Consider the following 12570-nt stretch of genomic DNA (forward strand, 5'->3'; position numbering starts at 1 on the left):
TGGAGGAGCAGGCGTGAGTCTCGTAGCGTATCCGCGAACTGCAGTCGTTACGGGCGGCACAACTGGTATTGGCCTTGCCTGTGCCTGGGTCGGAGCAAGAGCCGTTCTAAATCCTGCGCCAAGATCAACGGACGAGAAACGTCATGCGGCGCGGAGGATTCTGCCGGGAAGTCGCAATGGTGTGAAGCCTTCGGACGTCTGCTGTTGCCCAGAAATAGATCCGGTGCATTTGATATGAGCGGGGAAACATGCTTAAGGAGTTCGTTGGGAGCGTGCGGTTCGGCTGGCGCAGATAGCCGTAACTCGGCTGAGATAGACGCTGTTCCACTAGACGATGGCGCCGACGACCAGATTGAGTCCCGACCCTTTGAATGCTTGGCTGTCATAGGAGCGATCGCGGATTTCGCAACGTGGAAGAAGACAGCGCGCTGGAGCTTGTGGGCCGCTTCTCCCTTGTTGGCGCCGCGGTCCGCGTCGTAATCCAGGCGGCCACGCGCAAGGGATCGTCCCAGTGCTCAAGGGTGATAGCGGTGTTGATCGGCTCCGATATGGTTGGCCAGCGCCGGATCGGCGTTGGTCTTCTCGAAGGTGTGGAGCTTCCGGCTCTTGATGCGCAGCTGGGGCGCTCCTCGATTTCCAAAATCGTGTCGTGGTCGACGAGACCGTCGAGCACTTAAACGGCCTCGCTCTCGGTTAGGCTGATCGGCACGATGCTGAAGTAGCCGTTTTGGTCTGAGAGTCCGCTGTAGAATTTCGAACCAGGCTCGCTGCCATATTGAAGTTGATGCCGCGGCGCCGGGCGGCCCGATCACTGGCTGAACAACTCTCCATCGGATGATGCCGTCGTTCCGTCTCCCCAGATCTACGAGTGAGAATGACGCGTATGCGCATTGTCGCAAGATCGACTCTGTCACCGTCGAGCGTCGGCGACTTGCCAAACTCAAGCGAGCGTCGTGGCAACGAGCTGGCTCTGCGGAGTAGCGCCCACTCGATGTGCAGCGGCAGACATTCAATGAACAACGTGCGCACGCAACAAGACACGTTGCGCAACCGTCTCAAAGCCCAGAGAGTCCGGACCACCGCAAGCACTGTTTTCACCTTTCGCGAGTGGTCGCGATCTGTGAGGTTGCCGGTTCAGTAATGGGATCGGAGACCGGCTTGGAGGATGGGGAGTTCCGCTGGCCGAAAGTGCATAACGGCATGATGCGGCTGACGGCTCTCGGCGCTGCTCGATTACACATGTTGATAGCCCTCCTGATGAGGCTGAATGATTCTCAACGTGGCTAATGGTGTGGTTGCGGAGGTCGCGGACCGCATTGATCACCGAAGGGGAGTTTTGGAACAGGTAAGGTCCGGTCGGTTGACGATCGATCAGGAGCGCATTTGGCTGATCTGCACATAGATCCAATTGACAGGAATGTGCAGCCGCGTGGCCAATGGTGTGGCGCTCAGCGAATTGGCCTTATGAGACCATCGGTTGCGCAGCTATCCTGATCCCCGCACCGAGCCGAATCCGCAGCAATCTCATCATCAGGCATGCCGGCCTTTGCGAGATCGAGCGTAAGCGGTTAGCTGATGGCGCCTGGCTTGAAGTTCCAGGGCATGAGCATTTCGATTTCGGCTACTGGCCAGCGCTGAGCGAGGCGGGTCAAGGTCTGGGAGAGCCAGGCGAGCGGATCGACGCCATTCATTTTGGCCGTTTGCAGAAGTGTGGCCAGGGTCGCCCAAGTTCGTCCACGGCTCCACGGCCCTCGCTACCGGCAATTGTCTGGGGCCTGATGGCGCGCTCGACGATGTTGGAGTCGATCTCGATGCGACCGTCCGTGAGAAAGCGTTCAAGCGTGCGGATTCCGACGTGAAGCCCGCCGCCATTCCGATCAAACACCGGCCACCATTCCGGTATGAAGCCGGCCACCATTCCAACCAAAGACCGGCCGGTTTTCGGCACTGAAGATTACCTCCTGGGTCAGCAACTTTGGCATCAATTACCTCGCGATGAACGAGGACATTTTGATGCCGGCAAAGAGAAGGCTGACCATGAGACAGTTGAGACAAATGCTTCGGCTTGCCGGAAGCGGGACCAGCTCCCGCGAGATCGCGGTCGTGCTGGGAATAGCACGCAGTACGGTGCAGGATAATCTGCAGCGCGCAGCGGCAATCAGGTTGAGCTGGCCCCTGCCAGGCGAGCTGACCGATGACGCGCTTGAGAACAAACTCTTCGCTCGCAATGGCGTCAAACAGGGCACGCGGCGGCGCCCAGAGCCGAACTGGGCCGATCTTGCCGTCGAGCTCAAGAAGCCGGGCGTCACGCTCCTCATCTTGTGGGAGGAGTATCGAGGAAGTCATCCCGACGGATATGGCTATAGCCGGTTCTGCGAGCTCTTTCGCAGCTTCGAACAGCGGCTTTCGCCGACGATGCGCCAGGAACACGCCGCCGGCGGGCTTGATTTGAAATGAAGCCCGGGAGGAGGTGTGCCGCATTCAGCATCCGCATCACATCTGGGAGGGTAAGGGAGCAACGACAGGATCATATCGAAACGCCGCTGTCATCGACCTAGACGATATGACCGTAGTCTGAGCGGCGGCCCGCCCTTAGTCTTTTTAAAGCAAACGGGTTGCTTGGGAGTGTCGAGCCGAGCTCCAAGCACGCAACTGCGGGGCCGAGGGTGGGCGCAATGGGGAGGTCCGGTATTTCGGCCAGATCGAGGTGAGGCCGGCGGCGGTCGAGCGCTTCGTGCGCAAGCTGGAGAAAAAGCATCCTCGCCTGCATTTCTGCTACCAGGCCGGCCCGACCGGCTACAGGCTTTTACCGGCGAGCTCGGTCAGCGCAGCGATGCACGCTGATCCCAAGCGCCGGGGCGAGCGCGTCAAGACGAACCCGCGCGATGCGGGCAGCTTGACACGGCTGTTGCGGTGGAGAACTGAAGAAATCTGGGTTCCAGGCGCGGTGTATGAAGCGGCGCCCGCGCCTGGCGAGATCAAGCACCGCGTACGCAGCTCCTATACCTGTGTTTCGAGAACGGGCACGCGACCCAAAATCGACGGCGCTGTGTTGCTCAGTCTTCCTTAAAGCCGATTCCGGTTACCGGTCGCGTGCACCTATGTATGGCGCGAGCAAACTCATCATGCTGTCACAGGACGCGTAGAACGCAAGACTTGTTGATCACCGCCAATCATACAGGCGCCCCTTGCGCTGGTTGTCGCACGGCATCGGCAATATCTTCGGGCACTAAAAAAACATCACCGCTAACAACCCAGCGCATCAAAGTGCGCGGGCACCGACTTGCGGGAAAGCTCTCGGCTTAGTTATTAGGCAATGGTTTCCACGATCTCATAGCGCTGGATCAGCGGCCCAACCCCCTCGTTGAGCAGAGTCAGGACGTTCTGGGTCGTCGGTTCGAGGAGTTCAATCCGCTCGATGTGAACCGGACGCCATGAAGGCTCCTCATCCTCATCCGAGGTGATTTCGTCGCGGAGCTCGCGGACCACCTGCCGCACCTCATCTAGTTCTGTAAAAAAGAAACCCGGGATAGCAGTGTCTTTCCAGCGGTCTTCGCTCGGCCCAGCCTCAAGTGAGTAGGTATATAAAATCATGGTTCAGACAACCTGCATCTATACAGTACGCCTCCGCCAGATGCTACACTTGCCTACCTTGCCGCCGAAATCAAATTCCTTTTGCCGAAAACGATCGATCTTGGCTGTCGCACTGCACTTAAAGTGAGATTGCACCCCGCCTCGCTCCGAGACCGGTAACTCCTCTGGGGTTGGGCACGGCTTGTTTGGCCCGGGCAGTCCATCAGCATCGTTTTGATCAGAGATTAATCAGCCGCACCCGATCAGGCTGTGCAACCCCGACCAGCTTCGCCTAATCGCGCACTAACGGACGTGCCCTTCAATACCCCTCAACCGGGGTCCCCTTTGCGCGAAAACCAGGGTCCCGATTGACATTCAAAGGCTCGGAATTTGATCGGCGCCTGTTGGAATACGGCGGCCATCCAGAACTCGTGACCGTGCTCCAGTCACGCGGCGCGCCCCGGTTTGTGAGGACCATCCCCGGCAACGAAGCGCTCGAGGCGCGATGCACCCGTCTTTCCGATAGATTGGCGTACCCGAACCTTGTCAGAGAACTGCTTCGAGCGTGGGCTTGCGAAATTCATAGGCCGGGCCTGCCCGCTTCAGGGTGGATGCCTGTCTTGTGTTCAGGAAAGCAATTTCAGGGGCTTATGTGAAAGACGTGGAACTCGTTCTTGAGACCGGGCGGTCGCAGGACGCGTGAGATGTCCACCTACGCGGATGGCCCGCCGCCATCGTTACTCCGGACTTTTCTGAAACGCCGGTTGTGGCGCCAGAGGTCAGACCATATCGGTTTTCGGTCGCCTTCCCTCTCACTTGTGCGGCATACAATAGACGCCCGCTGATTCCATGAGTACCGCGCCGCCCTTTAATTCACTCATTGCCCCGACCCAGGCTTCCGAATAAGTGCGGCTGGCATCCACGGCCGTCAGCCAAAGAACGCGATTGTCGGCCAGTTCGACTTTAACTTCCTGCTGCAAAGGGCTTGCCTGCACAGTCTGTTGATAGTGCCGTTTGATCCTGACATTGCTGGCCGGGAACTCAGCTTCGTTGCTGCCGTAGTTCAGCACAAACCCGGTGTGGTCCTCAGTCGCCGAGCAACTGCCATCACGCTCACACACGATCTTGGCGGCGGTCTTGCAGTCCCATTTCAGTGAAGCGGGCCACATAGGATTGTCCACGCTTGATCGCGGCTTGTCACTCTGGCCAGCCGCCGCCAACACTGCGCTTGTGCTCATGATCACACTGGCCAGCAGAAGCGCCCTGAACACAACAAACCTCCCTGAAATGCGACCCCATAGTACCTCGTCCTGCCTGATCGCCTGGCTCAAGGGAGATTGAACCAGCTTTTCTGGCGCATGCCGTTTACGTCGTCATATTCGATGAACCAGGGCTTTTCACGCATCGGCCGAGCGATGGTGTAGGAGGTGGGGCCATTACCAAGTGAATGCCCTCTATCGTTGCCCATGGCCTGGATTTTTGCCGCCACCAACTTACCGTCGATTTCGATTTGGGCCTGTCGAGATCCGTCTCCATGATTCTGCTCGAGGCGATTATTCATCAAAGCGGCGGGCAAGGTGAGCCTATCGGATGCGATGCGGCATATGTTCCGTTCTTGCCCCATTCCGGGCCGGTCGGAGTTGGCGCCGACTGCTTGCCAGCCAGAAGGACAATCCTCATACTTCTCTAATCTCGCGGCGCTGGAGTTGGCTTGTGGACAGGTCGGCCAGCTAAAACCAGGCGTTTTCATCGCCGCAATCAACTTGTAGATTGGCGGGTGGCAAGAAGGAGTGCCCTGCCAGTCACCGACAGACAGAGGAGGACCTGACAGCCCCATTCCGATGCCTGTGATTGGGATGGAAGAGTCGCGGCGCCCACCACGGCGGCCGCACCAACGAAGAGATATTTCAGTACGATCATAGCCTTTTCCTCGCTGCGGATTCTGATACTTTACTATGGATCATCCGCGCGAAAAAGGACAGATCGAAAAGGCAGGTTTGTGCGACTACATCGATTTATGAAACGAGACGACGCGGGCGTGGTCAACAATCCGTTGCGCGCCAACATTGCCCTGACGCTTGAGCGGGAGAGAGCCAAACGCGGCTTATCCCATATGCATATGGCCGAGCTGTTTCGGACCGCCGACGGCGAAAAACTGGCCTATCGAACCTACATTCAGACTGTGCGTCAGAAAAATAATGTCACATTGACGACGCTGCAGATCATGGCAGAAGGCTTGCAAGTGTCTTTTGCAGAACTGCTCGCCGGCGGTAAGAAAGTTCCGGAATGGGCGCATCGGTTGGACGACAATGCGATCCGCAAGCGGCTGGCGCGCATCATCGATTTTGAGCGACAACGACGTACTTTGCACCGCTATGAGATGGCCGAACTCATCGGCGTGGCGGAGGCGACATTCACGAAACTGGAACGCGCGAGCGGCAACATCAGCGTGGATACGATTGCCGCGATCGCCAAGGCGTTGAAACTGAACCCAGCGACCTTCCTCTTTTCCGAAAAGATCCCGCCAACCGCTGTTCTAGCTTTTTTCGACAAAGTGGAGAAGTAGGGCTTCTATTCGAGAGCCGATCCAGCATAGAGCCAGCAAACATGAAAGCGCACTGATGGCAATTTCACATGGGGCGTGATTGCATACACCTCAGCGCAGTCGGCCCTTCGGGTGCCGGATTTGGCTAGACTGCTCGTCGATAGGTCCAGAGCTGCGCCGGTGGTATGTTGCGGACGACGAAGTCATAGTGGGAAACCACGTAGCGGTCGGGCATCTTGATCACCGGCGACAGAGGCCCATAGGTGATTTGAATTACCGGCCGACCGGCAGGAATGCGGGCAAGCAAATCCTCAACCAGGGCAACGCGCTGTTCCATAGGAAAGCTCAACAGCGGGACTGCACTGACGACACAATCGAACTGTTCACTCGCACGGTCACCCAGAACTTCATCCAGCGCGAATGCGTTGCCCAATCTGAAGGCCACGCCCGGGAAGCGTTGCACCAGGCCGTTGTAGAAATTTCTGGAGTATTCGACCGACACCAACTGATGCGGTTTGATGCCCCTCTCCAGGATTGCCTTGGTAATGACGCCGGTTCCCGCGCCAAGCTCCAGGATCGGCATTCCGGACCGCGGGTTGACCACGCTTGCCATCCGGCGCGCCGCATAAATCGAAGTGGGGATAAGAGCCCCCACGCCCTTCTTGTCCTTCTGCCAGCCTTTGAAGAATTGGACCTCTTCCTCAAACCTCTTGCCGAGTCGCTCCTTCAGTCGGAAAACCATGTTCTCTCCGTGCTCCGGCCATTTAGCGAAGCGCGTTGTGGCCAAGCTCTGCGAATTTTGCAAGCCCGTTACAACTTGCTTGCGTGTTAAGGCCCGTCACAGGCAGTCACGAACAGCGAGGGCGTCTTGCGCTCGCAGAGCCACGCGATTTTTGCTCTTCGCCCGTCCCAGCCCGTCCCTCTTCCGTCTTGACTAGTATGAGCTTACAGACTATCTCACCGCCACGTTAGCACTCGCCACTGGCGAGTGCTAACGACGCTCCGGCAACGGGCAACCGTTCAACCTCCGCACCAGGGACATCCAAAAATGGCAAAGTCGAATTTCCGGCCGCTGCATGACCGCGTGGTCGTTCGCCGCGTCGAGTCCGAATCCAAGACCGCCGGCGGGATCATCATCCCGGACACGGCAAAGGAAAAGCCGCAGGAAGGCGAGATCATTGCTGTTGGCTCGGGCGCCCGTGACGAAGCTGGCAAGCTGGTCCCCCTGGACGTCAAGGCCGGCAACCGCATCCTGTTCGGCAAGTGGTCGGGCACCGAAGTCAAGCTCAATGGCGAAGACCTTCTGATCATGAAGGAATCCGACATCATGGGCATCATCGGCTGAATATCGACCTTTCCGTCAACTGAATCCCCTGAATCCCCGGGCTCAATCAAAGCCCCTGCCAGGAGCTAAAAATGGCTGCCAAAGAAGTAAAATTCTCCCGTGATGCCCGCGAGCGCATGCTGCGCGGTGTCAACATCCTCGCCGACGCGGTGAAGGTCACGCTCGGCCCCAAGGGCCGCAACGTCGTCATCGACAAGTCGTTCGGCGCCCCGCGCATCACCAAGGACGGCGTCACCGTCGCCAAGGAAATCGAGCTTGAAGACAAGTTCGAGAACATGGGCGCGCAGATGGTCCGCGAAGTTGCTTCGAAGACCAACGACATCGCCGGCGACGGCACCACGACCGCGACCGTTCTGGCGCAGTCGATCGTCCAGGAAGGCCACAAGGCGGTTGCCGCCGGCATGAACCCGATGGACCTCAAGCGCGGCATCGACCTCGCCGTCGCCGACGTCGTCGCAACGCTGATCAAGAACGCCAAGAAGATCAAGACCTCGGAAGAGGTTGCCCAGGTCGGCACCATCGCCGGCAATGGCGACGAGTCGGTCGGCAAGATGATCGCCGAGGCGATGCAGAAGGTCGGCAACGAAGGCGTCATCACGGTTGAGGAAGCCAAGACCGCCGAGACCGAACTCGAAGTCGTCGAAGGCATGCAGTTCGACCGCGGCTACCTCAGCCCCTACTTCGTCACCAACGCCGACAAGATGGTTGCCGAGCTTGAGGACGTCTACATCCTCCTGCACGAGAAGAAGCTCTCCAACCTGCAGGCCATGCTGCCGGTTCTCGAAGCCGTCGTGCAGACCTCGAAGCCGCTGCTCATCATCTCGGAAGACGTCGAAGGCGAGGCCTTGGCCACGCTGGTCGTCAACAAGCTGCGTGGCGGCCTGAAGATCGCCGCCGTCAAGGCGCCGGGCTTCGGCGATCGCCGCAAGGCCATGCTGGAAGACATCGCCATCCTCACTGGTGGCCAGGTCATCTCGGAAGACCTCGGCATCAAGCTCGAGAACGTCGGCCTCAACATGCTCGGCCGCGCCAAGAAGGTGTCGATCTCCAAGGAGAATACCACCATCGTCGACGGCGCCGGCAAGAAGGCCGAGATCCAGGGCCGCGTTGCCCAGATCAAGCAGCAGATCGAGGAGACCACCTCGGACTACGACAAGGAGAAGCTGCAGGAACGTCTGGCCAAGCTGGCCGGCGGCGTTGCCGTCATCCGCGTCGGCGGCGCGACGGAAGTCGAAGTCAAGGAAAAGAAGGACCGCGTCGATGACGCCCTCAACGCGACCCGTGCGGCCGTCGAAGAAGGCATCGTTCCCGGTGGCGGCGTCGCTCTGCTGCGCGCTTCGCTGAACATCAAGGCAACCGGCGCCAACTCCGACCAGACCGCCGGCATCAACATCGTGCGTCGCGCTCTGCAGGCTCCGGCCCGCCAGATCGCTGCCAACGCCGGTGCGGAAGCTTCGATCGTTGCCGGCAAGATCCTCGACAACAAGGGCGCGACCTACGGATACAACGCACAGACCGGCGAATATGGCGACATGATCGCCATGGGTATCGTCGATCCGGTCAAGGTCGTCCGTACGGCTCTCCAGGACGCGGCTTCGGTAGCCGGCCTGCTCGTCACCACCGAAGCCATGATCGCGGAGGCTCCCAAGAAGGAGTCGGCTGGCGGCGGCATGCCTGGCGGCATGGGCGGCGGCGGCATGGGCGGTATGGGCGGTATGGGCTTTTAAAGGTCCACGCATCTCGACAATTTCGAAAGGGCGGCAAGCAATGCCGCCCTTTCTTCGTGCCCTTGCGCCGGTTGTCGGCGACCCGCAAGCCGGGGTATACGCCCGCCAAGGGTATGCTTATGTTTGAACGGATTCTGCCTTTTTTCCTGGGGCTGGCCTTACTGTTGGGCAGCGGCTGCGCGCACAGCGATGATGGTACGGTGATTATTCCGAGATCGCTTGATGCCAGGCGATTCTTTGACAAAGAGCCGCCACGCCTGCAGCAGCCGCGGATCGAAGCCAGCGTGTTCCCGGTTGCGCCACAGGAGCCGGAGAGACTCGAACCGCGCCGTGCGGCAAGTCAAAAGACATCAAAGAGAGTCGTTTGGCGGGCCGCAAGTCCGCCGCTCTCCTCTTCCGAGCCGCACAAGCCGCTTGTCTGCAAGAACATCAGCGAGCCCGGCAAGCGGTACCGTGTGGTTTGCGAATAGGACACTTGGTTTGGCCAGCATTCTACCCTTGGAGCGTCGCGGTGCCTTTCCGGATCTGGTTGTCCAGAGCGACGCCTCCCTTCTTTCCCCATGATTCATATCAGTCGTTCTAGCATTCCCAGCTTCACGAAACGGAACGAGTTTTGCCGGCGGCTTCCCGCGAAGCGCTTGGCTACCGATCAGAACAGTCTTTGAAAGAAAAGGCCGCGCTCTGCCGCGATCGCAACCGCATGGGCCAAGCTTTTGGCACCAAGCTTGGCCCGTGCCAGATCAAGATGAAATCGGACCGTGCGAGGGGATAGCGACAGTATCTCTGCGGTCCGTTTGACCTTCTCTCCCCTCGCGTACCATTTCAGGCATTCGATCTCTCTATCGGAGCAGACCGTCGGATGGCGTGGCCTTCCTTGGATTCGACCGATAGCATTGTGAAATTCACCGGCGAGATGCTGGAAGTCGCGAACCTCGGATTTGAGAAACGTCTGCCACGCCGCTGCGTTCTCGTTGCTCGTCACGGTCAGAATGCCGCGGTCGCCGTCGACACCCCTAACCGGGAACGTGACGCCATGCTTCCCGACACCATGTTCCCTCGCTTCACCGAAGAACGTGCGCACGGGCTTGTCCGATAGGTCGATCTCCTTCCAATCAACCAATTTCACAGCACGCAGCCCATAGCGAAGCACGGGATCGATGTCGAAAAAATCCTTCTCGATGTAGCGTTTCACCCAGTCAGGCGAATAGGTGGTCACATAGAACGGCTTACTCGGTTCCTCGTAAACCGGCCTGACGGTAAGAAAGGCCGCCGTCTCAAGACCGTAACTTTCGACAATTGTGTTCAGAAGGTCCGCCGCGTCCGCAGGAGAGGCAACTGCGTGAATACCCTCCGTCACGTCGTGAAAATTTGAGTCAAATCTCGCCATATCCAGCTTACCTCCTTGCTATCGACGCGCCTCTCCAAGCCATTCGCGCGGCTATCGAACTAGGTTGCTCCTCGCTGGATTCCAGCGTCTCACGACCTGTCAAAAGTGACAGGCAAAACCGCCAGTATACATAGGTTGCAACCCGCATTATTCCAGATTGGATGACCACAACCCGGCGTGGAGGAAACGCCTTGGATACGATTTTACTTTCGTCGAACGATGTGGGTCGGCAGACTAACCCTACGCGTACCTCGCGCCGTGCATCACATCGGAGTTCCGGAACGGACGACCACGAAATTTGCCGTCTCTGCTCGGAGCTAAAACAATTAGACGCTGATCGGGAGGCTCTTTTTGCTTTCTTCCCCCCGCCTGCGCCGGGCAACCCTGCGCAGAGCAGGCAGTTTTTCACAAAGCTGAACTCGATTACGGCTCGCTATTTAGCGCTCGAACAGCGGCTTCGAAAGGCTCGCAGCGATATCAGGCAAGGCCGCTCACGAAGCCGCTGAGTTCCTCCAGCGGATGCCGCTGCGACCGCCACGGCATAGCGCGCATTCAGAGTATCGATTGCCTGATGGCCCCGCGTCAACTCGACACCGAGGCCCTACCCGGCCCATCGGGCGCGGATCCGGATACGAGCACCTCCTCCCCTCGCGGAATATGATTCCGAGACACTTGCACAGCGATTTGCAAGATAGTTTACTGACTCAATGAATCTGACGAGGAGTGATCCATGGGAACCAGCAATCAACTTTTGCTTCGTGCACCTATCGCGGCGTCGACGGCTGCGACCTGGGCCAGACCGCGACGCTGGGAAAGCAGGCGTTGCCTTGTGGGGTTGTCGCCATGGCATGGCTCGTAACCGCCACCTTGAAAAAATGGCTTGTCTGCTCGCCGATCCGGAAAGACGAGGGCGTTGTGCAGCCAGCGAAATGGCCGACGTCGCCGGCGAAAGGCGGAAAGCAGGCGTAGCCGTCACCCTCCCCGATGAACTCGATCGTCGCATCCCCCTCTACGCCCAGATCGAGCGTCAGGCTCGCAAAACCCATCGTGGCATTTGGGCCAGCACCTTCCAGATGCCTTGGCTTCACCGGAAATTCTCACCTGCAAACCCATGTCCCCCGAGCACGATATGCGTTCTTTTCGTCACATCCTCCACCTCGTCGCATCCGCGGCCTTGCTCGCCGGTTGCGCCGAGCGAGTGCCGGATGCTTCACATTCGGCCGGCCCCGTTTCGGCTACGGACTCCTATTGGAAGCCTGATCGGGTCAGTCGCAGCCGGCAAGAATATGCGCCAGACTGGGGGCGCTTCCCGCCGGTCATTACCCGGCGAGCCGGCTACCCAACCGAAGCTCAGGCGAATAACGCCTTGCGCCGCTCGCATTGGAACTCCGTGCCTGTGCGCACGCTCGTCACCAAGGAAGGCATCAAGACGACCTCCGTCCCCGCGGAAGCCCCGGACACGATCGCTGCAGGCGTTCGCGTCTTTGCCTGCCGGCCAGGAGCGCTCAACGGCTATACTGGCCGCGTGCAATTTTACGACGGCCCCGTCGTCGCCTGCGCTTCCGACCTCCTGTCTGCCGATGGTCGCGTGCTCGCCCGAGTACCCCTCAATTTCTACTACTGGCAGAAGGCTTGGCGCGTCCAAGACCCGAGGCCGTCCTACAAGTCTGTCCCGTGGGCCTATCAGGAACCCTCGCCGCCCAAGAGCAAGGGCTGGTTCGGCGACCGCTACTAAGCGGCGGCCGTCACACTGCCGCGTGTCGGCTGGCCAGATGCGCACAGAAGCCGACGGCCAAACCAACGGCGCCGGCGTCGGCAAGATTGTCCGCGGGCGTATGAGGGGTACGCTGCGAGCGGCTTTTACGACGCTCCGGATGTGTCGTCACGCAGCGTACCAATTCACCACCGCGTCTCTTCGTGCAGATCCCAGTTCGAAGATTGCGACGACCGTCTTCGGCGACTTCGAGCGTATTGCGTGTGGTCGCGCCAGCAG

The 12570-nt window shown here is 59.2% G+C and carries 13 protein-coding genes and 2 pseudogenes; 7 read left to right on the plus strand and 8 right to left on the minus strand.

Going from position 1 to position 12570, the window contains the following annotated elements; translation table 11 throughout:
• Positions 1-141 precede the first annotated feature (141 nt).
• Both NKH70_RS26220 and NKH70_RS26225 read right to left on the minus strand, forming a co-directional pair.
• Positions 142-892: pseudogene (locus NKH70_RS26220) on the minus strand (Tn3 family transposase); the annotation flags it as partial.
• A 676-nt stretch (positions 893-1568) separates the two neighbouring features.
• Positions 1569-1837 (minus strand): annotated as a pseudogene (locus NKH70_RS26225) (transposase domain-containing protein); the annotation flags it as partial.
• 200 nt (positions 1838-2037) lie between these two features.
• On the opposite strand from NKH70_RS26225, the gene NKH70_RS26230 reads away from it, so the two are divergent.
• Positions 2038-2457 carry a hypothetical protein gene (locus tag NKH70_RS26230; RefSeq protein WP_353026423.1) on the plus strand — a complete coding sequence of 140 codons (420 nt, stop codon included), beginning with the start codon at positions 2038-2040 and terminating at the stop codon, positions 2455-2457.
• A gap of 277 nt (positions 2458-2734) precedes the next feature.
• Positions 2735-3070: a hypothetical protein gene (locus NKH70_RS26235; protein ID WP_353026425.1), complete on the plus strand. Its 336-nt coding sequence runs from the start codon at positions 2735-2737 to the stop codon at positions 3068-3070.
• Between the two features lie 239 nt (positions 3071-3309).
• Here the strand turns inward: NKH70_RS26235 and NKH70_RS26240 are convergent, their stop codons facing one another.
• The 3 genes from NKH70_RS26240 to NKH70_RS26250 form a co-directional block, all read right to left on the minus strand.
• Positions 3310-3594: a hypothetical protein gene (locus NKH70_RS26240; RefSeq protein ID WP_353026427.1), complete on the minus strand. Its 285-nt coding sequence runs from the start codon at positions 3592-3594 to the stop codon at positions 3310-3312.
• A 791-nt stretch (positions 3595-4385) separates the two neighbouring features.
• On the minus strand, positions 4386-4844 hold the full coding sequence (locus tag NKH70_RS26245; protein WP_353026429.1) for a hypothetical protein: 459 nt from the start codon (positions 4842-4844) through the stop codon (positions 4386-4388).
• Between the two features lie 56 nt (positions 4845-4900).
• Positions 4901-5323 (minus strand): hypothetical protein, encoded by a 423-nt coding sequence (locus NKH70_RS26250; protein WP_353026431.1) that lies wholly within the window; start codon positions 5321-5323, stop codon positions 4901-4903.
• Positions 5324-5590: 267 nt separating this feature from the next.
• On the opposite strand from NKH70_RS26250, the gene NKH70_RS26255 reads away from it, so the two are divergent.
• The gene (locus NKH70_RS26255) at positions 5591-6139 is read left to right on the plus strand and encodes a helix-turn-helix domain-containing protein (protein ID WP_353026432.1); all 549 of its coding nucleotides are present in this window, start codon (positions 5591-5593) and stop codon (positions 6137-6139) included.
• A gap of 124 nt (positions 6140-6263) precedes the next feature.
• Here the strand turns inward: NKH70_RS26255 and pmtA are convergent, their stop codons facing one another.
• Positions 6264-6860, minus strand: a complete 597-nt coding sequence (gene pmtA / locus NKH70_RS26260; protein ID WP_353026433.1) for a phospholipid N-methyltransferase PmtA — start codon at positions 6858-6860, stop codon at positions 6264-6266.
• Between the two features lie 306 nt (positions 6861-7166).
• Here pmtA and groES point away from each other — a divergent pair, with 306 nt between their 5' ends.
• The 3 genes from groES to NKH70_RS26275 all read left to right on the plus strand — a co-directional run bounded on the left by groES (position 7167) and on the right by NKH70_RS26275 (position 9660).
• Entirely contained in the window at positions 7167-7463 is a 297-nt protein-coding gene (gene groES / locus NKH70_RS26265; protein ID WP_353018246.1) for a co-chaperone GroES, read from the plus strand.
• Positions 7464-7534: 71 nt separating this feature from the next.
• Positions 7535-9190, plus strand: a complete 1656-nt coding sequence (groL, locus tag NKH70_RS26270) for a chaperonin GroEL (protein WP_353026435.1) — start codon at positions 7535-7537, stop codon at positions 9188-9190.
• Between the two features lie 119 nt (positions 9191-9309).
• Entirely contained in the window at positions 9310-9660 is a 351-nt protein-coding gene (locus NKH70_RS26275) for a hypothetical protein (RefSeq protein WP_353026436.1), read from the plus strand.
• A 179-nt stretch (positions 9661-9839) separates the two neighbouring features.
• Here NKH70_RS26275 and NKH70_RS26280 read toward each other — a convergent pair whose 3' ends face one another.
• Both NKH70_RS26280 and NKH70_RS26285 read right to left on the minus strand, forming a co-directional pair.
• On the minus strand, positions 9840-10577 hold the full coding sequence (locus NKH70_RS26280; RefSeq protein WP_352616878.1) for a helix-turn-helix transcriptional regulator: 738 nt from the start codon (positions 10575-10577) through the stop codon (positions 9840-9842).
• Between the two features lie 764 nt (positions 10578-11341).
• A complete protein-coding gene (locus tag NKH70_RS26285) occupies positions 11342-11665 on the minus strand; it encodes a hypothetical protein (protein ID WP_353026438.1) in 324 nt (107 codons plus the stop codon).
• A gap of 278 nt (positions 11666-11943) precedes the next feature.
• Between NKH70_RS26285 and NKH70_RS26290 the strand changes: the two genes are divergently transcribed.
• A complete protein-coding gene (locus NKH70_RS26290) occupies positions 11944-12312 on the plus strand; it encodes a hypothetical protein (protein ID WP_353026440.1) in 369 nt (122 codons plus the stop codon).
• Positions 12313-12570: the final 258 nt, after the last annotated feature.

Source organism: Mesorhizobium sp. M0991 (assembly GCF_040318915.1).
GTDB lineage: Bacteria > Pseudomonadota > Alphaproteobacteria > Rhizobiales > Rhizobiaceae > Mesorhizobium.